Consider the following 20,348-nt stretch of genomic DNA (forward strand, 5'->3'; position numbering starts at 1 on the left):
TAATTTTGTATTAAGGTTTTAGAAGTTCGGCTTTCTTTTTTCCATAAAAGCAGCCACTCCTTCTTTTTTATCATCTAATTCAAAAAGCTCGCCGAAATACTGGATTTCTGTTTCAAAGCCTTTATCAGTATCTGATAAATTAACGGCATGTATTGCCTTGGATATTGCCATGGGTGAATTGCTGGCAATACTTTTTGCTAATTCTTTTGTTTTGGTTAGTAATTCTGTAATAGGGTATACTTCATTCACCAATCCGATCTCTTTAGCTCTTTGAGCAGGAATCATTTTGGCTGAGAAGATCATTTCGTTGGCAAGCCCTTTTCCGATAAGCTTTGGTAATCTTTGAGTCCCTCCATACCCAGGAATTAATCCTAAGGTAACTTCCGGAAGTCCTAATTTAGCATTTTCCGATGCGTATCTGATGTGGCATGCCATAGCAAGCTCTAATCCTCCGCCTAATGCAAAACCGTTTACGGCTGCAATCACAGGCTTATACATATTCTCAATTTTATTAAATAGTGTATTTTGTCCATTTCTAGCCAATTCTTCAGCTTTTTCCTGTCCAAAATCACTAAATTCTTTAATATCTGCTCCGGCAACAAATGATTTCTCTCCGCTCCCAGTAATAATAATCACCCTGCATTCTGTATCAGAGTTCAATTCATCCAGTGCCAAACTTATTTCCTGAATGGTTTTTGCGTTCAATGCGTTTAAACTTTCAGGTCTGTTTATGGTAATGATAGATATTTTATCTTCCTTTTCTAATAATATATTTTGGTAACCCATTTTCAACTTTAAAATACAATCGAGTGCAAATTATAAATTTTTTACAAAAAAAAGGAAAAAATATTGATTTTTTTTCCTTAGTATGTGATTATTTATTTGACATAATTACTTAGAATGATTCATCATATTCGCATCAATATTGATATTTAGTTGCAAAGCTACTTTCATGCCAAGCTCGATATTAGCTCTGAAGAAGTGACACAACTGTCGGTTTATGATTTCATTTTTCTTTGGACCGTCGATTGCTTTCATACTTTCAACAATATTATGAACAAGATGTTCTCTGTCTTCCGCATTCATTGCTTTAGTATATAATAAACCGGGTTGGGTATAATGATCATCGTCGTTTTCATTCCTGTTATAGTGCGCTACGTGATAGCTGTCTAATTCATATTCGAAATCTTTATAGGATGAATCAGGCTTGATGTTATCAAAACTATTCGGATAATAATTAGGTTGATCGCCATAATCTTTAGAGTCAGCCATAAATCCGTCTCTTTGGTAATTATTAATTGAAAACGGACATCGGTTAACCTCCAGTTGATGAGCATTCACTCCAACTCTGTATCGATGGGCATCAGGATAAGAAAACAATCTTCCTTGGAGCATTTTATCCGGAGAGAAGCTGATACCATTAATTAAATTGCTTGGTGAAAATGTGGATTGTTCTACGTGGGCAAAATAATTAACCGGAATTTCATTCAGCTCCATTTCACCCACTTCAATCAACGGGAAATCGCTCTGGAACCAAACTTTAGTAACATCAAAAGGGTTCCATCTGAATTCTTTTGCCTGTTCTTCCGTCATTACCTGGATGTACATGGTCCATTTCGGGAAATCACTATTTTCTATCGCATTGCAAAGGTCCTCTTGTGCAAAATCGGGATTTTCACCTGCCATTTTCACCGCTTCTTCATGGGTGAAATTTTTGATTCCCTGTTTGGTTTTCAAATGAAACTTTACCCATACTCTTTCATTTTCCGCATTGATCATAGAAAAAGTATGCGAGCCGAAACCATGCATATGTCTGTATCCGTGGGGAGTTCCTCTGTCTGACATCAGAATTAAAACCTGGTGAAGAGACTCTGGATTTAAGCTCCAGAAGTCCCACATCATGGTGGCGCTTTTTAAATTGGTTTTCGGTACTCTTTTTTGAGTATGGATGAAATCCGGGAATTTCTTGGCATCTTTAATAAAGAAGACAGGCGTGTTGTTTCCCACCAGGTCCCAATTTCCATCTTCCGTATAGAATTTTAAAGCAAAACCTCTCGGATCTCTTGCCGTATCTGCACTTCCTTTTTCACCGCCCACAGTTGAAAATCGGGCAAACATTCTGCAAGAATTCCCAATATTTGAAAATAGTTTTGCCTTTGTGTATTTTGTGATATCATGAGTTACAGTGAATTTTCCATAAGCACCACTGCCTTTTGCATGTACAATTCTTTCCGGGATCCTTTCTCTTACAAAATGGGCCAGATTCTCCTGAAGGATAAAATCTTGTAACAGCACTGGTCCTCTTGGTCCTACCGTCTGGGAATCCTGATGTTCATAGTAAGGAGCTCCGTTACTTGATGTTAATTTTTTAGAATCCATATAAATGATGATTTGAATAATAATTCTTCCTTTTCAAAGGTAGTTGTTAAACATAATAAATATCAAATTTACTTGAATTTTTAATTGCTAATAGCAAAAACGTTATATCTTTGTAATAGATAATATTAATCAGATGAACATTCAGCAATTGGAGTATCTTATCGCTGTCGATAAGTATAAACATTTTGGAAAAGCGGCTCAGGCGTGCTTTATTACACAGCCTACTTTAAGTGCCATGATACAAAAATTTGAAGATGAACTGGATGTAAAGGTTTTCGACAGGACAACCCATCCCATCCGTACTACGGATGTGGGTTTACAGATTATTGACCAGGCCAAGGTAATTATAGAATCTGTCAATGAGTTAAAGAACAAAGCCAACCTTCTGAACAATATTTTAGGAGGTACTATTAATATAGGAATCATTCCAACTGTTTCATCTTTCATCTTACCTACAGAGATTTTCAAATTCTTAGAAGAAAATCCGAAAATTCAGATGAATGTAAAGGAGATGACCACGGATAATATTATCAAAGCTTTAAAAGCAGGTGAGCTGGATGCGGGAATCATTTCCACCCCTTACGACAGTGCCGATGAGTTTTATCAGGATTTCTTATTTAATGAGGAATTGATGATCTACAGTTCGGATACGGAAGCCAATAAAAAGAATTCATACATCATCCCGGAAGAACTGAACGTTGAAAAAGTATGGCTTCTTGAAGAAGGAAACTGTTTAAGAAATCAGTTTGAGAATATTTGTCATTTAAAGGAAAATACTCTAAAACCCAAGAACTTAGATTTTCTTGCCTCCAATATCCAGACTCTTGTCCATATGGTAGATAAGGTAGGCGGAATCAGTATTTTACCTGAATTGGCATTAAGCCAGCTTTCTGAAGAACAAAAGAAAAACGTTTTCAGATTTAAAAAGCCTTTCCCTTACAGAGAAATAAGCGTGATTTATTATAAACCGACTTTCAAACAGAAAATTATTGATGAATTATCCAATTCTATCAAAGCTTCGTTAAAAGAAAAGCTGAATTTTAATCAAAGTCCGAAAGAATTTGTAAGCATAAAGCCACAATAGTTTCTATCTCATAAAGCAATATAATTCATTAATTTAAAGAAAATTATAAATAGCGGCTAAAAATTTGAGTATTAAAAAAATAGTGCTTAAATTTGCCAACGTTTATCAACGAGGAAAAATTTGACCTGATTGCAACCTCTATAAAAAAATGCTAAAACAGTATTCTTTTTTTGAGCTTTCTAGGCAATTATTTCATATTTTTCTGCATTAATTTTTTAATTTAAAAACAAAAGAATAATATGTCTTATTTATTTACATCTGAATCCGTTTCAGAAGGACATCCGGATAAAATTGCCGATCAGATTTCCGATGCATTAATCGACCATTTCCTAGCATACGATAAAAATTCAAAAGTAGCTTGTGAAACTCTTGTTACAACAGGACAGGTAGTTTTGGCGGGAGAAGTGAAGTCTGACGCTTATCTTGATGTACAGACCATCGCCAGAGACGTTATCAATGGAATTGGCTATACAAAAGGTGAATATATGTTCAATGGAGATTCTTGCGGAGTTATTTCTGCTATTCATGAACAATCACCGGATATTAACCAAGGTGTTGACAGAGCTGTAATTGACGAATCTTTTGAAGGTAAGGCTAATGCTCAGGGAGCTGGTGACCAGGGAATGATGTTCGGGTATGCAACTAATGAAACGGCGAACTATATGCCGTTAGCTTTAGATTTGGCACATACTATCCTTAAAGAACTTTCTGCGATCAGAAGAGAGAATAAAGAGATCACTTATCTTCGTCCGGATGCTAAAAGCCAGGTTACGATTGAATATTCTGATGATCACAAGCCCGTTAGAATTGATTCTATTGTAGTTTCTACTCAGCATGATGATTTCGGAACAGAAGAAGAAATGTTGAACAAGATCCGTGAAGATATCAAGAACATTTTGATTCCGAGAGTAGTGGCTCAACAGACAGAAGAGATCAAAGCCTTATTCAATGATCAGATCAAATATCATATCAATCCTACTGGGAAATTTGTAATCGGTGGTCCTCACGGAGATACAGGTCTGACGGGGAGAAAGATCATTGTAGATACCTATGGTGGAAAAGGAGCCCACGGAGGTGGTGCGTTTTCAGGAAAAGATCCTTCAAAAGTAGACAGAAGTGCTGCTTATGCAACAAGACACATTGCTAAAAACCTAGTGGCTGCAGGAGTTGCTGATGAAGTTTTGGTACAGGTTTCTTATGCAATCGGTGTTGCTGAACCTTGTGGTTTATACATCAATACTTACGGAACTTCAAAAGTGGATCTTCATGATGGTGACATTGCTAAAAAAGTGTCAACTATCTTCGATTTAAGACCTTATGCTATTGAGCAGAACCTTAAATTGAGAAATCCTATTTACCAGGAAACCGCTTCTTACGGACATATGGGTAAAGAACATTATGTAGCTAATAAAACCTTTAATAAAGGACAAAAGAATGAGCTTACCCTGGAAGGGCTTGAATTCTTTACCTGGGAAAAACTGGACAAAGTAGATGAAATTAAAGCTTCTTTCGGAATTTAATTTCTTGCTTTTAATAATAAATGACTGCTTTATCCAACAGATAAGGCAGTTTTTTTTATTTTTACATTAAATAAATGATATGATGACGAACTTTCGTTTGGCAATTGCTGTTTTGCTTGTATTTTTCTTAGGTAACTTCTCAAAGGCCCAATATACAATGCATAAGATGATTAATGTGGGATATGTATACCAAAATCAGAGTTTTGGGGAAGTGGGAGGCAAATTGCTTTTTTTGAAGAATGATGATGTGATTTATAGATTGGGAGGTTCTGCACTAATGGGATCTGCCAATTCCCAATTTGCGATCATGCCGAAATTGCAGGCGGATGTATTGCTTAATTTTGAAAAAAATGTAGATTTCTATCATTCCTATTATTTTTTGATAGGAGCGGAAGGAACGAATAAATATGTCGCTCCTAAGGTTGGTGTCACCCTTTTCGGGATCCTGGATCTTACAGGAGGCTATGCTTTTCCCACCGGAGATGCTGAATTAAATGGTAAACAATTGAAAGGATTGAATATTAATTTCACACTAAATATCCCTACAGTATTCATTCACGATATGTTTAAATGATTTTTTTTAAATATTTTTTGGAAAAAATTAATAATAGGTTAACAGTTATTAAAATTTTATTATATTTACATCCATAAAATTGTACCCGCCTATTGATTAGACTTTACTCTAAAGAATTGTTTTGTATTTACAATTAAAGCCAGATAAAATATCTGGAAGATAAATTGTCTACAAATATATTATTGAGAAGAAAGTTATGAAATCAAAATCGGATAGCCTACTAATTTCCCTTTATCAAAAAGGAGACGAAGAAGCATTGTCAACGCTTATTCATCGTCATCAGAGAGAGCTGTTTACATTCATTTTTTACAAAATTAATGATGAAGACCTTGCTAATGATGTTTTTCAGGATACATTTATGAAAATCATCATCATGCTAAAAGAAGGACGCTACAACGAAGAAGGAAAATTTATTCTTTGGGCCAAAAGAATCGCCCACAATCTTATTATCGATCACTTCAGATTAAAATCGAAAAACATCAAAGTTTCAGAAACCACTTTTGAAACGGATGAATATTCTATTTTCGACCTGATAAGAGAACCCTCTGAAAACATTGAAGACCAGCTGGTAACCAATCAGATCCAGGAAGATTTATTGAGAATGTTGCAATTCCTGCCGGAAAATCAACAGGAAGTGATTAAACTAAGATTTTTTGACGGCTTAAGCTTCAAGGAAATTGCAGATCATACCAATATGAGTATCAATACAACCTTAGGAAGAGTGCGATATGCCTTGATAAACCTGAGAAAAATCATGGATGAGAATAATATTATACTAACCAGATAATAATTCTTAATATTTCTCGTTTTAAGGAAAAACATTCACTCGCCTATGAGAAAAAATGATTCCCTAAAAGAGAAAACTTTGAAACCAAAAAAACAAACAATTGATTTTTTGCTTAACTTTTCAAAGAACTTGGAAGTTGTTAAGACCAAGAATAAGAATTATCCGATTTCCAAAAATTAAAATTATTAATTTTGTGCTGTATGAATATTCAGCACATTTTTTTTGATCTCGACAATACGCTTTGGGATCACCGCAAGAACGCCTACCGTACCATCAAAGACCTTTTCGAAAAACAGGAAATTACTTTACAGTATCATATTGATTTTGAAGAATTTCACAGTGTTTATCATGAAATTAATGAAACCCTGTGGGAAAAGATCAGAGATGGGATTATTGGAAAAGAATACCTGAGAAAGCATCGTTTTTATGATACATTCAACCATTTCGGTGTTGATAATGAAGCGCTTTCCATGTATTTTGAAGAACATTTTCTTGATAAAATCCTTAATCATAATGAGCTGGTGGAGGGGGCAGAACCTATTTTGCAATACCTGAAATCAAAGGGATATACTTTGCATGTGATCTCTAACGGTTTTCAGGAAGTAACGGAAAGAAAATGCCTTCTATCGGGAATTGCCAAGTATTTCAATACCATTACCAGTGCAGATTCCGTAGGAGTAAGAAAACCCGATCCTGCTATTTTTGAATACTCTTTAGGGCTTTCTCAAGCAAAAAAAGAGGAAAGTATCTTAATTGGTGATGACTGGATTGCAGATGTAGTGGGCGCGCAAAATTTCGGGATGGATGTTATTTTCTTTGATGCCTTGAATGAAAACAGAGAAGAAGAAGGATTGAAAACGATCAAGTATCTTTTACAAATAAAAAACTATCTATAAGATGAAAATTCAAAATCAAAATGCAACTCTTGCTTCTTCCTTAAAGAGGATCAATGTTATTTTTTTCGGTTTACTTTTCGGTATGGTATCGATGGGGAGTATAATTTATGTAATAAATCCTACGGAAAACTTCGATTTTAATTTCAAAAACCCTCTTTTGATTATTATGATGGTCGTTATGATCGCCGGAGTTTTTGCCAGTGGATTTTTGTATAATACGCTGAAAAGTAAAATTGAGACAAAAGATTCTTTACAAGATAAAATTGCAAAAATTCAGCAGGCATTGATTATAAAATTTGCTTTAATTGAAGGACCTGCTTTATTAGGAATTATATTATTTTTAGTAGAATCTAATCTTGCATTTCTGATACTTTCTGTTCTGATGATCCTTTACTTTGTCACTTTGAAACCAAGTAAAAATAAGCTTGCGGATGATATGAATCTTACCTCTCAGGAGAGGAGAGAAATTGGAGAATAAAAATAAAGCCTTTCAATCTGAAAGGCTTTTTTATGGATTTAAAGTCAGGAATACTAAATTCCCAAACTTGTTCTTACTCTTTTGATTGTCTCCAGAGCAATTACTCTTGTTTTTTCAGCTCCTTCCTGAAGTTTGGCTTCCAATTCATCCAAATTATTCATGTAATAGGTAAATAATTCTCTTTCTTTAGCGAAACGGGTTAAAATTAAATGTAAAAGTTCCGTTTTAGCATGTCCGTAACCGAAGTTTCCAGCCAGGTATTTCGCTCTTAATTCTTCCGTCTGTCCAGGAGTGGCGATCAATTGATAAATGGCGAATACCTTATCCGTTTCAGGATCTTTTGGCTCTTCAAGGCTTTTAGAATCCGTTTCGATGCTCATTACCTGCTTTTTCAGTTCTTTTTCAGGTAAGAAAATATTGATGATGTTCCCTCTGGATTTAGACATTTTCTGTCCGTCGATTCCGGGAACGTATTTCGTGTTTTCCTGAAGCTCAGATTGCGGGAGTACAAAAACCTCACCCATCTGGTTGTTGAATCTGGAAGCTACATCACGGGCTATTTCTAAATGTTGAAGCTGATCTTTTCCTACAGGCACAATTTCCGCATCGTACAATAAAATATCTGCAGCCATCAGAATAGGATAGGTAAACAAACCTGCATTGACGTCCTGAAGTCTGTCTGCTTTATCTTTAAAAGAATGAGCAAGCGTTAATCTCTGATAAGGGAAAAAACATGATAAATGCCAAGATAGTTCACAGGTTTCAGGGATATCACTTTGTCTGTAAAAATAGGTTTTTTCCGTATCCAGCCCACAAGCAAGCCAAGCCGCAGCGATCTCGTAGGTATTTTGTTTTAGCTCTTCCGCATTTTTAATCTGTGTCAGCGAATGAAGGTTCGCAATGAATAAAAATGACTCATTTCCTTCCTGCTTCGATAGTTCGATGGCAGGAATAATAGCACCTAATAAATTCCCAAGGTGCGGTGTTCCGGTGGCTTGAATGCCGGTAAGAATTCTTGACATTTGTTTTTATTTATAAAAATTAATGAATTGCAAATTTAATAGGTTTGAATGGATTTTCTGGAATCAATACTAATATTATTAAAAGTCCGAATGTTTTTCGCACACAGATTACTCAGATTTTCACAGACAATTATGCTATTAAAAAAGGATTTGCGTTATCTGTTTTAATCTGCGAGGGAAATATTTTATGGAATCAAAATCCTATCTCCCCCGAATTTAGGTTCAACTCCGAAAAGCAAATCCCAATAAGCTTTTGCCTTGGCTATATATTCACGGATATTGGTCTTTAATCCGGCATATTTGTTGACATCCGGTGCGTTATATCCATAGGCTTCCATTCCATTTTTCCGGGCTAAAAAGACAGCTCTCTCATTATGGAACTTTTGCGAAATGATAACCAGTTTTTTCTGCCCGAAGATGTCTTTTGCCCTTACAACAGAATCCAGTGTTCTAAAACCGGCGAAATCCATGAAAATTTTATCTTGCGGAATACCATATTTCATTAAAGTCAATTGCATATCCTCAGGTTCATTATAATCTTTTCTGCTGTTGTCTCCGCTTACGATTACATATTGAATTTTCCCGCTTTTGTAAAGATCAACGGTTGCCTGAATCCTGTTATAGAAATAAGCATTCGGCATTCCGTTGCTTAACGTTTTGCTGGTTCCAAGGAGTAATGCCGTTTTCGTTGCGGGAACATCTGCAATAGTATAAGATACAAAAGCGTCACTTTGCTTTTTAATGCTGTAGTTGGCAAAAGCAATAAAAATAATTCCTGCGACGATAAGAAGCAGGAAAATTTTAAAAATATTTTTGATTATTTTTTTCATTTTTTAAAATTCAAGGCCGTTGGGAAATGCCTTTTTCCTGAAAATTAACAATAGGACCGCTCCAATGGTAATGGCTGAATCCGCAACATTGAAAATATATTTGAAAAATTCAATATGTTTTCCTCCGATTAACGGAACATTTTCAGGAACGTTCCAGTCTACCAAAGGGAAGTGGAGCATATCTACCACACAACCTTTCATAAATGTGGAATACCCTTCACCAAAAGGGACGAATTTAGAAACTCCGCCATAGCCGATCCATCGATCGATGCTTGGGTCATAGACTGTTCCGCTGTCGAAAATCAAACCATAAAACATTCCGTCAATAAGGTTTCCGATTGCTCCGGCAAAAATCATGGCCATTGGAATCAAAAGGTAATTGGATTCTCCTCTTTGCAGCCACTTTTTGAAAAGATAAATCATTCCTCCGATCAATAATACCCTTACAATCACCAGGAAATATTTACCGATTATTCCTCCGAAATGAAGTCCGTAAGCCATTCCCGGGTTTTCTACAAAGGTAAGTTTGAATCCCGGTAAGACAGAGATACTGTCATCAAGGTTAAAATGTGTTTTAATATAGATTTTTGAAGCCTGGTCAATTAATAATATAAGGAATGTTACGGCTAGGATCTTTTTCAAGGTTTCTAAATTTTATCTTTCTTTAATTTTACTTTTTGGACAATTCATCAAGTCTTTTCCTGTCTTTTGCAGAAAGATCATTGATGCCATTTTTGCCCATTTTACCTAAAAGCTGGTCGATTTCTTTTTCTCTTTCCGCGCCTGTCGGAATTAAACTGATCATCAATGGTATAATTCTTTTGTTTATCCGGAAAGAACCTGTTTTTGATCCAATCCCTGTTGAAAAACCAAAGAACCGCGATAAGAATAATCCCTAAAATCAAATATTCGCTCATGGGTATACATTAAAAATTAGGTTTATAAAGTATTGATGAAATACCATATAAACCCAAATTTATTGTTGCAAACCTACTGCTATTTCTGCATGTTTTTTGCCTCGATACTTAACGTAGCGTGAGGAACCGCAAGAAGTCTTTCTTTAGGGATCAACTTTCCTGTTACCCGGCAAACACCATAGGTTTTATTCTCAATTCTTATTAGCGCATTTTTCAGATCACGGATGAATTTTTCCTGTCTTCCCGCTAAAATTGCATTTTGTTCTTTACTAAGGGTTTCTGCCCCTTCTTCGAATGCTTTGAAAGTAGGGGATGTATCATCCGTTCCGTTATTCTGGTCATTGATAAAACTTTCGTTGATCAGTGCCAAATCTTTCTCAGCTTTTGCAATTTTCTCGTGGATGATTTTCTTAAATTCCTGTAAATCAGAATCGTTATATCTTACTCTTTCGTCTTGCATGTTCTTTTCTCTTTTTTAATAAAATTATGAAATGGAATTTGAAATACAATAACTATATGTTAATTTTTTTCAATATTTATCTTAAAATTAACGTTATCTATTTCGATTTCGTTAAAATTAAGAAGTGAAGATACAACTTCTATTTTATTTGACAAGACTTCTGACGAAATATATTCTTCATTTTTCCTGATATCTTCAAGGAATGGAGAGTTTTCTTCGATAGAAATTCTAATTCTATCGGTCAGGTCAAAATCTTTGTCTTTTCTTAAGTTCTGAATTCTGTTGATGAATTCTCTTGCAATACCTTCAGATTTTAATTCCTCTGTTAACGTCAAATCTAATGCCACAGTTGTTTTTCCATCGGAAGTTACTGTCCAGCCGGGGATATCTTTCGTTGAGATTTCCACGTCATCAAGGGTGATTTCATAGCCCTGGATGTCTATTTTCCCTTCTTTTTCAAGAGTTGTAATCTGTTCTGCAGAGAACCCGGCGATTTCATTCCCAACCACTTTCATGTCTTTTCCTAATTTAGGACCCAGAGCTTTAAAATTAGGTTTGATCTGTTTTACAATTAAATGGGATGCTTCTTCCGCATTGATCAATTGTAATTCTTTTACATTCACTTCCTGCTTGATCAGTTCCGCAACGGCTAAGATTTGCTCCTCTGTTTTAGAGTCCAATACGGGAACCAATACTTTCTGTAATGGTTGACGTACTTTTACATTCTCTTTCTTTCTCAGAGAGAAAACCATACTGGTGATATTTTGTGCCAAATGGGTTTTTTCAACCAGATCCTGATCAATTAAGCTTTCATCAGCAACAGGGAAATCGGTTAAGTGTACCGATTCACATTTTTCTTTTCCGGTTACCTTATTTAAATCCTGATATAACTGATCCATAAAGAACGGAGCAATGGGAGCAGATAATTTAGCAACTACTTCAAGGCAGGTATATAAAGTCTGGTAAGCGGAGATCTTATCTTCTGTATAATCACCTTTCCAGAAACGTCTTCTGCATAATCTTACATACCAGTTACTCAAATTATCATTCACAAAAGTGCTGATCGCTCTTGCTACTCTTGTCGGTTCGTAATCCTCATAGAACGCTTTTACCTCTTTAATTAAAAGATTAAGCTCGGAAAGAATCCATCTGTCTATTTCAGGCCGGTTTTCCACTTCTTTTTCTGCATAGCTGAACCCATCAACATTCGCATATAAAGAAAAGAATGAATAAGTATTGTAAAGCGTGCCGAAGAATTTTCTTCTTACTTCATCAATTCCTTCAATATCAAATTTTAAGTTTTCCCAAGGATTGGCATTGGAGATCATGTACCAACGTGTTGCATCCGGTCCGTATACAGAAAGTGTTTCAAACGGATCAACGGCATTTCCTAAACGCTTTGACATTTTCTGTCCGTTCTTATCCAAAACAAGACCGTTACTCATTACATTTTTGTAAGCAACAGAGTCGAAGACAGCAGTGGCAATTGCATGAAGTGTATAGAACCAACCACGGGTCTGGTCAACACCTTCTGCGATGAAGTCTGCAGGGAATGCTTTATTGCTGTCAATCATTTCCTTATTTTCAAAAGGGTAATGTAATTGGGCATAGGGCATTGAACCTGAATCGAACCAAACGTCGATAAGGTCGCTTTCACGCTTCATGGGTTTTCCTGATTCTGAAACCAACACTACTTTATCAACTACATTTTTATGCAGGTCTACTAAAGCGTAATTTTCTTCAGACATATTTCCGATCTCGAAACCTTTGAATGGGTTTTCAGTCATGAATCCTTTTTCAACTGATTTTTCGATTTCATTATATAATTCCTCTACAGAACCGATGATCTTTTCTTCTTTTAAATCATCCGTTCTCCAGATCGGTAATGGGATTCCCCAATATCTTGAACGGGACAAGTTCCAGTCGTTCACATTTTCCAGCCAGTTGGCAAAACGCCCTTCACCGGTCGCTTTCGGCTTCCAGTTGATTTCTTTGTTCAGGTCAACCAATCTGTCTTTCACGGCAGTCATTTTCACAAACCATGAATCCAAAGGATAATACAATACCGGCTTGTCAGTTCTCCAGCAGTGTGGATAACTGTGGACGTATTTCTCTACTTTGAAGGCTTTGTTTTCTGTTTTTAATAAGATGGCCAATTCTACGTCCCAAGATTTTTCAGGAGCGGTACCTTCATCGTAATATTCATTTTTAATATATTTTCCAGAGAAAACTTCCGGAACATTATCTCCGGCAAGGAATTTACCTTGTAAATCTACCAACGGAACAAGATTGTCATTCTCATCTTTCACCAACATTGGCGGAACTCCTGCTTCTTTCGCAACTCTTGCATCATCTGCACCAAAAGTAGGTGCAATATGAACGATACCTGTACCGTCCTCAGTAGTTACGAAGTCTCCTAAAATTACTCTGAATGCTTTTTCAGGAGTTTCAGATGGAGTGAACCAAGGAATTAATTGCTCATACTGAGTTCCTGCAAGCTTTTCTCCCGTGAATTCTTTTAGAACTTTATACGGAATTGTTTTGCTTTCTGAAGTATAGTTAGCAAAATCCTCATCAGTTCCTTCTGCATATTTTTTACCAAAGTTCTTTTCTAAAAGTACCCTCGCCAAAACAACAGTTACAGGCTCAAATGTATATTGATTGAACGTTTTAACTAAATAATATTCAATATCTCTTCCTACCGCAAGAGCCGTATTGGAAGGTAAGGTCCAAGGAGTTGTTGTCCAGGCCAGGATATTTACCTCTCCATTTACATCATTGAATAATTCAGAAGATTCTTTTTTTACTTTGAACTGAGCCACGATCGTAGTGTCTGAAACATCACGATACGTTCCCGGCTGATTCAATTCGTGGGAAGAAAGTCCTGTTCCTGCTTTTGGAGAATAAGGCTGGATCGTATACCCTTTGTATAATAAGCTTTTATCATACAATTGTTTCAGCAACCACCAAACAGTCTCCATATATTTTGACTTATACGTGATATACGGATCATCAAGGTCTACCCAATATCCGATTTTCTCCGTAAGGTCATTCCAAACATCGGTATAACGCATCACCGCTTCACGGCAAGCTTTGTTATAGTCTTCAATAGAGATTTTTTTGCCAATATCTTCTTTCGTGATTCCTAATTCTTTTTCTACACCAAGTTCCACTGGAAGTCCGTGAGTATCCCAACCTGCTTTACGGAAAACCTGCTTTCCGTTCTGTGTCTGGAAACGGCAGAAAATATCTTTCAATGCTCTCGCCATAACGTGATGGATTCCAGGCATACCGTTTGCAGAAGGAGGTCCTTCATAAAATACAAACTCAGGATTGCCCTCACGAATCTCAACACTTTTGCTGAACGTTTTATTTTGTTTCCAGAATTCCGATACATTCTCGGCTATGTCGATAAGGTTGAGGTTTTTATATTCTTTAAATTGGCTCATTGTAAATATCTCAATTCGATGATTAATTAAGTTTGCAAATTTAGTGAATTTTGTCGGTTTATAATATATGTTTTATTTAGGTTTTGTCTATTAAAAACTTCACTTCCAGAATGGTAATATAAAGATGATATGAATATTGAAAACTGCTTTTATTTATCTCGTAGATTGAACAGATCACACAGATTTTACATATGATTATCTGTGGAATTTTGTGTGATCTGTGGGAAAATATATCTCTACAGGAATTAAAGAAAGAAGTATAGTTAAGTTTTAATAAATTTGTTACTTAAAATCGAAACTATTGGAATTATATCCGTCAATTGAAAAATCAACTGTTCAGGAAATTAAAAAGTTTCAGGAGGAAAAACTCAGGGAGCTGTTAATTTATCTTGAAGGAAATTCTCCTTTTTACCAGAGACTGTTTAAGGAAAGTAATATTGGTATTGCTGATATCCGATCTTTGGAAGATTTACAGAAAATTCCGACAACCACGAAAAATGACCTTCAACAGTATAATCATGATTTTTTCTGTATAACTAATGATAAAATTGTGGATTACAGTACGACTTCAGGAACATTAGGAGATCCCGTAACTTTTGGGTTATCGGACAATGACCTTGAAAGATTGGCTTATAATGAAGCTATTTCTTTTGCCTGTGCTGGAATTCAGAAAGGAGATGTTGTACAGATGATCACCACTATTGATAAAAGGTTTATGGCAGGGCTGGCTTATTTTCTGGGATTAAGGAAAATGGGGGCAAGTGTTGTCAGAATGGGACCCGGAATTCCCGAATTGCAATGGGATTCTATTTTCAGATATAAACCCAAATATCTGATCACTGTTCCGTCTTTTTTATTAAAGATGATCGATTATGCAGAGAAAAATGGATTAGATTATAAAAATTCCAGTGTTTATGGAGCAGTTTGTATCGGGGAAAGCATCAAAAACCAGGATTTTACGGATAATATTCTATCGCAGAAGATCAAAGAAAAATGGAATATTAAGCTTTTTTCTACGTATGCCTCTACAGAAATGAGCACGGCTTTTACGGAATGTGAGTTTCAGATCGGAGGGCATCATCATCCCGAACTGATTATCACGGAAATTCTCGATGACGATGGAAACCCAGTGAAAGAAGATGAAAGCGGTGAGCTTACCATTACTACTTTAGGCGTTGAAGCCATTCCTTTATTGAGATTTAAAACAGGAGATATAGTGAAAGCTCATTATGAACCTTGTTTATGTGGAAGAAATACGATGCGTTTAGGACCTGTTATCGGAAGGAAACAGCAGATGATCAAATATAAAGGGACCACCTTATATCCACCTGCCATGAATGATATCCTGAATGATTTTGCCACGATTTCCTGTTACCAGATTGTGATCCAGTCTAATGAAATAGGATTGGATGAGATCATCATCAAAGTGAGTACAGAGCGTGAGGATGAAAATTTCGTGAATGAAATAAGGGATCATTTCCGAGCTAAGTTAAGAGTAAGCCCTAAAATTGAAATATGGGATTTCGATGTATTGTCTAAAGTGGTTCATCATCCGAATAGCAGGAAACCTATTACATTTATAGATTTGAGATAATTTGATAAGTAAGAATAAATAAACATAAATATTAACAACCATGAAAAAATTACTATTGATCGTAATGATTATTACTTCATCTTTTGTTTTAGCACAGAAAATGAAAGTTGTATCGGGAAATTTTGAATTTTTAAAAGGCGAAAAGGAATTAAACGTTGAGTTTGATTATAGTACAGTGACCTTTTATAAAGAGAAAATGACAGAAGCACAATATCTGGAAAAAAGAGTAAAAGAAATTGCCAAAGATAAAGGGGATGCAGAAGCTGAAAGATGGAAAACAGATTGGAATTCCTCAAAGGAAACATCTTTTGTAGACAAGTTCCTTGCTTCTATGAATAAAAATATGGCTATTAAAACAGGTTTAAATCCTAATGCCAAATATACTGTGATTGTTGTAACAACGTGGATTTATCCGGGATGGTTTGCAGGAGTAATGAATCAACCCTCAAAAGTAAGTACACTTCTGAAGTTTGTTGAAACGGCAAATCCAGGAAATACCTTGTTGGCCATCGAAGCAACAAACGCTCCAGGAGATAACTTTGTTGGTTTGCCTAACAATAACGATAGAATAGCGGAGGGCTATGCAAAAACAGGGAAGACTTTGGCAAAAATGATAGAGAAAAAAATAAAATAGTATTAATAAAAGATTTCGGCGGCCAAAGGCCGCCGAAATCTTTTATTGCTGTTGCTCTCTTTCTGATTTAATGAGGTTTGCAAGATTTTTAATGACTGTATCATGTTTCTTTACAAAAGGATTGTCCTTATTCCATACATACCCCGCTAAAACAGCGCATATTTTTCTTTTTACATCCTCATTTTCAGGTCTGTGGAAGAATAATTCCTGAAGATTTCCTGTGTACCATTCCTTTACATACGTTGTGAAAACATCCACACCGTACAATATATAATCTGAGTATTCTTTTTGCCAGTCTATGGTTTCGCCGTTTATCTGTCTCAGTGCCAATTTTGCAGCAAGCATTCCTGATTCTGTGGCAAAAGCCATTCCCGAAGAGAATACCGGATCCAGAAACTCAGAGGCATTACCTGTTAAAGCAAAGCCGTCTCCGAATAATTTTTTCACGGAACAGGAATAATCTTTCAGATGTTTCGGTTCAAAAAGGAAATCTACGTCTCCGAAACGTTTTACATAATAATCCGAAAGGGAAATAGCTCTTTTTAAAGCTTCTGCGGGATCTCCGTTTTCCGATAACTTATCGATATAATCTGTAGGGCCTACAATTCCAACGCTGGTGTTGCCATTGGAAAAAGGAATTACCCAAAGCCAGACTTCAGTTTCAATAATATCAAAAGAGATCAGGGTTCCTTCAACACCTTCTTCTCTGTTAATATCTTCCACGTGAGAAAAAATTGCGGAATGTGGCGAAAGTTTAGAAGGTTTTTCAAGATCAAGCAAGCGGGGTAAAACCCTTCCATAGCCACTGGAATCGATCACAAATTTGGCGTGGATTTCTTTAGCTTTACCTTCTTTATTAACCACGGTAGTAACAGAATCTGTCCCATTAAATTTAATATCTGTAACCTCGGCTTCAAATTCAAGATCAATACCTTTATTAATAACTTCCCGGGCTAAAGTATTATCAAAATCAGCTCTTGGAACCTGCCAGGTCCAGTCCCAGCCTTCTCCGAATTTTTCACTGAAATCAAAAAGACAGACTTCGTCACCGCGTAAAAAACGAGCTCCCAGCTTTTTTTCAAAGCCCATTTTATCCAAAGCAGGAAAAAGGCCGGCTTCATCAAAATGATCCATCACTCTTGGAATTAAGCTTTCGCCTACCACCAATCTTGGGAATTTTGTTTTCTCAACAACCTTTACGCTGATATTATTCTTCTTTAAGTATGAAGAAGATACACATCCGGAAGGTCCTGCCCCAATTACGAGAACGTCAACAAACTCTTTGTCCATCTTTGATTTTTTATTTTAATAATAACTTCTATCTTTGCCGCAAAATTAATGACAATTAATTAATATTTTATAAAATTATATATTATTACTTTTAATTGATGAAAATAAATAACTTTTTAGAACTGAAGGATTTTCAAAAGATTATCGTTGAAAATGAAAAAATAGAACTGGATGATGCACTTTTAGCCAGAATTGATGCTAGCTTTCAGTTTTTAAAAGAATTTTCGAAGAATAAAGTAATATATGGTGTGAACACCGGTTTCGGACCGATGGCCCAGTTTAAGATCAATGATGAAGATAAGCACCAGTTACAATATAACCTGATAAGAAGCCACTCGTCAGGAATCGGAAATCCATTGCCTCCACAAGAAGTGAAAGCATGTATGTTGGCGAGATTAAATACCCTGTCATTAGGAAATTCAGGCGTTCATCAATCTGTTGTTGATTTACTTAAAGAACTAATTAACAGAAATATTACCCCGTTGATTTTTGAACATGGAGGAGTAGGAGCAAGTGGAGATTTAGTCCAATTAGCTCATCTAGCATTGGTACTTATTGGTGAAGGAGAGGTTTTCTATAAAGGAGAAAGAAAATCGACAAAAGAAGTATTTGAAATAGAACGCTTAAAGCCGATACAAGTAGAAATCCGTGAAGGTCTGGCTCTAATGAACGGGACCTCTGTTATGTCAGGAATAGGAATTGTGAATGCTTACAAAGCCAATCAGTTAACTGAAATTTCTATTCAGCTTTCTTGTGCCATCAATGAAATTGTTCAGGCATATGATGATCATTTGTCAAAAGCGTTGAATGGAACTAAAAAACATTATGGTCAGCAAAAAATCGCAGAAAAAATGCGTGCGCATTTATCTGACAGTCAGCTGATCAGGAAAAGAGAAGACCATTTGTACACTCATTTTGAAGAGCAAGAGACCGTATTTAAAGATAAAGTTCAGGAATACTATTCATTAAGATGTGTTCCACAAATCTTAGGACCAGTCCTGGATACGTTGGAATATACTGAGAAAGTTCTTGAAAATGAGATCAATTCAGCGAATGATAACCCGATTATCAATGTTGAAGATCAGCATGTTTACCACGGAGGAAATTTCCACGGAGATTATATCTCATTGGAAATGGATAAATTGAAGTTGGTAGTCACTAAGTTGACGATGCTAGCCGAAAGGCAGTTGAACTACCTTTTGAATTCGAAAATTAACGAAATTTTGCCTCCTTTTGTAAATTTAGGTAAATTAGGGTTTAATTTTGGAATGCAGGGAGTACAGTTTACGGCAACTTCCACTACGGCAGAGAGTCAGATGTTATCCAATTCCATGTATGTTCACAGTATTCCTAATAATAATGATAATCAGGATATTGTGAGCATGGGAACGAATGCAGCCGTAATTTGCAGAAAGGTAATTGAAAATGCTTTCGAAGTACTGACTATTGAAGCAATTACGATTGTTCAGGCTATTGAATATCTTGGTTTTCAGGATAAGGTGTCTTCATCTACCAAAAAATTGTACGATGAGATCAGAAAAATTATCCCGGCTTTTTCCGATGATATGGTGATGTATCCGTATCTGGAAGAAGTAAAGAAATATTTAAAGACAATGTAATTAAATCTTATAATTAATTGTCAGTAATTAAGGGTTGAAATAAAACTAACATTAATACATGAAATGTGCAATAGTAACAGGAGGCTCCAGAGGAATAGGGAGGGCTATCTGTATAAAACTCGCAGAAGAGAAAAACTATCATCTGCTGATTAACTACACTTCCAATGAAGCGGCAGCGAATGAAACATTGGCCAAAGTTACAGAATTGGGAGCTACAGGGGAGATCCTGAAATTTGACGTAGGAAATGCAGAGGAAACACTGAAAGTTTTATCAGATTGGCAGGAAAAAAATCCTGATGCGATTGTTGAAGTGATTGTAAATAATGCAGGAATCACGAGAGACGGATTATTCATGTGGATGAAAAATGAAGACTGGAACAGTGTGATCAATACCAGTTTAAATGGATTTTTCAACGTAACCAATTTCTTTATCCAGAAACTGTTGCGTAACAAATATGGCAGAATCATCAATATGGTTTCTGTTTCCGGAGTGAAAGGAACTGCCGGGCAAACCAATTATTCTGCAGCAAAAGGCGCTTTGGTAGGAGTTACAAAAGCTTTGGCTCAGGAAGTAGCTAAAAGAAATATCACTGTGAATGCAGTGGCTCCCGGATTTATCAAAACAGATATGACACAGGAATTTAATGAAGATGAACTGAAAGCAATGATTCCGGCCAATAGATTTGGAGAAGCAGAAGAAGTAGCAGATTTGGTGGCATTTTTAGCCTCTAAAAAAGCTTCTTACATTACAGGTGAAATTATTAATATTAATGGGGGAATTTACTCATAAAATAAGGTGGCAGATAATGGGTAAC

19 protein-coding genes are annotated in these 20,348 nt (G+C 35.9%); 10 read left to right on the forward strand and 9 right to left on the reverse strand.

The window, feature by feature from the left end:
- Positions 1 to 18: 18 nt before the first annotated feature.
- Positions 19 to 786, reverse strand: coding sequence for an enoyl-CoA hydratase/isomerase family protein (locus tag BCF58_RS16085; protein ID WP_121462816.1), 768 nt, complete (start codon positions 784 to 786; stop codon positions 19 to 21).
- A gap of 105 nt (positions 787 to 891) precedes the next feature.
- Positions 892 to 2,379 (reverse strand): catalase, encoded by a 1,488-nt coding sequence (locus BCF58_RS16090; protein ID WP_121462817.1) that lies wholly within the window; start codon positions 2,377 to 2,379, stop codon positions 892 to 894.
- 133 nt (positions 2,380 to 2,512) lie between these two features.
- Between BCF58_RS16090 and BCF58_RS16095 the strand changes: the two genes are divergently transcribed.
- The 6 genes from BCF58_RS16095 to BCF58_RS16120 all read left to right on the forward strand — a co-directional run bounded on the left by BCF58_RS16095 (position 2,513) and on the right by BCF58_RS16120 (position 7,718).
- Positions 2,513 to 3,463, forward strand: coding sequence for a LysR substrate-binding domain-containing protein (locus BCF58_RS16095; RefSeq protein ID WP_121462818.1), 951 nt, complete (start codon positions 2,513 to 2,515; stop codon positions 3,461 to 3,463).
- 239 nt (positions 3,464 to 3,702) lie between these two features.
- Complete coding sequence (gene metK, locus BCF58_RS16100) at positions 3,703 to 4,983, forward strand: methionine adenosyltransferase (protein ID WP_121462819.1); 1,281 nt, start codon at positions 3,703 to 3,705, stop codon at positions 4,981 to 4,983.
- Between the two features lie 82 nt (positions 4,984 to 5,065).
- The gene (locus BCF58_RS16105; RefSeq protein ID WP_185144854.1) at positions 5,066 to 5,557 is read left to right on the forward strand and encodes a hypothetical protein; all 492 of its coding nucleotides are present in this window, start codon (positions 5,066 to 5,068) and stop codon (positions 5,555 to 5,557) included.
- Positions 5,558 to 5,753: 196 nt separating this feature from the next.
- Complete coding sequence (locus tag BCF58_RS16110; protein WP_121462821.1) at positions 5,754 to 6,344, forward strand: RNA polymerase sigma factor; 591 nt, start codon at positions 5,754 to 5,756, stop codon at positions 6,342 to 6,344.
- Positions 6,345 to 6,544: 200 nt separating this feature from the next.
- Positions 6,545 to 7,240 (forward strand): YjjG family noncanonical pyrimidine nucleotidase, encoded by a 696-nt coding sequence (locus BCF58_RS16115; RefSeq protein ID WP_121462822.1) that lies wholly within the window; start codon positions 6,545 to 6,547, stop codon positions 7,238 to 7,240.
- Position 7,241: 1 nt separating this feature from the next.
- On the forward strand, positions 7,242 to 7,718 hold the full coding sequence (locus BCF58_RS16120) for a hypothetical protein (RefSeq protein WP_121462823.1): 477 nt from the start codon (positions 7,242 to 7,244) through the stop codon (positions 7,716 to 7,718).
- 53 nt (positions 7,719 to 7,771) lie between these two features.
- Here the strand turns inward: BCF58_RS16120 and trpS are convergent, their stop codons facing one another.
- The 6 genes from trpS to ileS all read right to left on the reverse strand — a co-directional run bounded on the left by trpS (position 7,772) and on the right by ileS (position 14,396).
- Positions 7,772 to 8,740: a tryptophan--tRNA ligase gene (trpS, locus tag BCF58_RS16125; protein WP_121462824.1), complete on the reverse strand. Its 969-nt coding sequence runs from the start codon at positions 8,738 to 8,740 to the stop codon at positions 7,772 to 7,774.
- Positions 8,741 to 8,925: 185 nt separating this feature from the next.
- Entirely contained in the window at positions 8,926 to 9,570 is a 645-nt protein-coding gene (locus BCF58_RS16130; RefSeq protein ID WP_121462825.1) for a SanA/YdcF family protein, read from the reverse strand.
- 3 nt (positions 9,571 to 9,573) lie between these two features.
- Positions 9,574 to 10,212: a lipoprotein signal peptidase gene (locus BCF58_RS16135; RefSeq protein WP_121462826.1), complete on the reverse strand. Its 639-nt coding sequence runs from the start codon at positions 10,210 to 10,212 to the stop codon at positions 9,574 to 9,576.
- A 28-nt stretch (positions 10,213 to 10,240) separates the two neighbouring features.
- A complete protein-coding gene (locus tag BCF58_RS17665; RefSeq protein WP_262697008.1) occupies positions 10,241 to 10,375 on the reverse strand; it encodes a DUF6576 domain-containing protein in 135 nt (44 codons plus the stop codon).
- Positions 10,376 to 10,566: 191 nt separating this feature from the next.
- On the reverse strand, positions 10,567 to 10,947 hold the full coding sequence (locus BCF58_RS16145) for a TraR/DksA family transcriptional regulator (protein ID WP_121462827.1): 381 nt from the start codon (positions 10,945 to 10,947) through the stop codon (positions 10,567 to 10,569).
- 59 nt (positions 10,948 to 11,006) lie between these two features.
- Complete coding sequence (gene ileS, locus BCF58_RS16150) at positions 11,007 to 14,396, reverse strand: isoleucine--tRNA ligase (RefSeq protein ID WP_121462828.1); 3,390 nt, start codon at positions 14,394 to 14,396, stop codon at positions 11,007 to 11,009.
- Between the two features lie 301 nt (positions 14,397 to 14,697).
- Here ileS and BCF58_RS16155 point away from each other — a divergent pair, with 301 nt between their 5' ends.
- Positions 14,698 to 15,990 (forward strand): phenylacetate--CoA ligase family protein, encoded by a 1,293-nt coding sequence (locus tag BCF58_RS16155; RefSeq protein ID WP_121462829.1) that lies wholly within the window; start codon positions 14,698 to 14,700, stop codon positions 15,988 to 15,990.
- 40 nt (positions 15,991 to 16,030) lie between these two features.
- Positions 16,031 to 16,624 carry a hypothetical protein gene (locus BCF58_RS16160; protein ID WP_121462830.1) on the forward strand — a complete coding sequence of 198 codons (594 nt, stop codon included), beginning with the start codon at positions 16,031 to 16,033 and terminating at the stop codon, positions 16,622 to 16,624.
- Between the two features lie 42 nt (positions 16,625 to 16,666).
- On the opposite strand, the gene BCF58_RS16165 is transcribed toward BCF58_RS16160, so the two are convergent.
- The gene (locus BCF58_RS16165; protein WP_121462831.1) at positions 16,667 to 17,914 is read right to left on the reverse strand and encodes an NAD(P)/FAD-dependent oxidoreductase; all 1,248 of its coding nucleotides are present in this window, start codon (positions 17,912 to 17,914) and stop codon (positions 16,667 to 16,669) included.
- 98 nt (positions 17,915 to 18,012) lie between these two features.
- Between BCF58_RS16165 and BCF58_RS16170 the strand changes: the two genes are divergently transcribed.
- Both BCF58_RS16170 and fabG read left to right on the forward strand, forming a co-directional pair.
- Positions 18,013 to 19,533 (forward strand): HAL/PAL/TAL family ammonia-lyase, encoded by a 1,521-nt coding sequence (locus BCF58_RS16170; RefSeq protein ID WP_185144850.1) that lies wholly within the window; start codon positions 18,013 to 18,015, stop codon positions 19,531 to 19,533.
- A gap of 58 nt (positions 19,534 to 19,591) precedes the next feature.
- Positions 19,592 to 20,323 carry a 3-oxoacyl-ACP reductase FabG gene (fabG, locus tag BCF58_RS16175; RefSeq protein WP_121462833.1) on the forward strand — a complete coding sequence of 244 codons (732 nt, stop codon included), beginning with the start codon at positions 19,592 to 19,594 and terminating at the stop codon, positions 20,321 to 20,323.
- Positions 20,324 to 20,348: the final 25 nt, after the last annotated feature.

It is taken from the genome of Chryseobacterium defluvii (assembly GCF_003634775.1).
In the GTDB taxonomy this organism is placed as follows: Bacteria; Bacteroidota; Bacteroidia; order Flavobacteriales; family Weeksellaceae; genus Chryseobacterium; species Chryseobacterium defluvii.

Coding starts and splice junctions, on each gene's coding strand:
- metK (WP_121462819.1), top strand. CDS start 3,703: ATGTCTTATTTATTTACATCTGAATCCGTTTCAGAAGGACATCCGGAT.
- BCF58_RS16115 (WP_121462822.1), top strand. CDS start 6,545: ATGAATATTCAGCACATTTTTTTTGATCTCGACAATACGCTTTGGGAT.
- BCF58_RS16165 (WP_121462831.1), bottom strand. CDS start 17,914: ATGGACAAAGAGTTTGTTGACGTTCTCGTAATTGGGGCAGGACCTTCC.
- BCF58_RS16170 (WP_185144850.1), top strand. CDS start 18,013: ATGAAAATAAATAACTTTTTAGAACTGAAGGATTTTCAAAAGATTATC.
- BCF58_RS16095 (WP_121462818.1), top strand. CDS start 2,513: ATGAACATTCAGCAATTGGAGTATCTTATCGCTGTCGATAAGTATAAA.
- BCF58_RS16105 (WP_185144854.1), top strand. CDS start 5,066: ATGACGAACTTTCGTTTGGCAATTGCTGTTTTGCTTGTATTTTTCTTA.
- BCF58_RS16130 (WP_121462825.1), bottom strand. CDS start 9,570: ATGAAAAAAATAATCAAAAATATTTTTAAAATTTTCCTGCTTCTTATC.
- BCF58_RS16085 (WP_121462816.1), bottom strand. CDS start 786: ATGGGTTACCAAAATATATTATTAGAAAAGGAAGATAAAATATCTATC.
- BCF58_RS16090 (WP_121462817.1), bottom strand. CDS start 2,379: ATGGATTCTAAAAAATTAACATCAAGTAACGGAGCTCCTTACTATGAA.
- BCF58_RS16160 (WP_121462830.1), top strand. CDS start 16,031: ATGAAAAAATTACTATTGATCGTAATGATTATTACTTCATCTTTTGTT.
- BCF58_RS17665 (WP_262697008.1), bottom strand. CDS start 10,375: ATGATCAGTTTAATTCCGACAGGCGCGGAAAGAGAAAAAGAAATCGAC.
- BCF58_RS16110 (WP_121462821.1), top strand. CDS start 5,754: ATGAAATCAAAATCGGATAGCCTACTAATTTCCCTTTATCAAAAAGGA.
- BCF58_RS16145 (WP_121462827.1), bottom strand. CDS start 10,947: ATGCAAGACGAAAGAGTAAGATATAACGATTCTGATTTACAGGAATTT.
- fabG (WP_121462833.1), top strand. CDS start 19,592: ATGAAATGTGCAATAGTAACAGGAGGCTCCAGAGGAATAGGGAGGGCT.
- trpS (WP_121462824.1), bottom strand. CDS start 8,740: ATGTCAAGAATTCTTACCGGCATTCAAGCCACCGGAACACCGCACCTT.
- BCF58_RS16120 (WP_121462823.1), top strand. CDS start 7,242: ATGAAAATTCAAAATCAAAATGCAACTCTTGCTTCTTCCTTAAAGAGG.
- ileS (WP_121462828.1), bottom strand. CDS start 14,396: ATGAGCCAATTTAAAGAATATAAAAACCTCAACCTTATCGACATAGCC.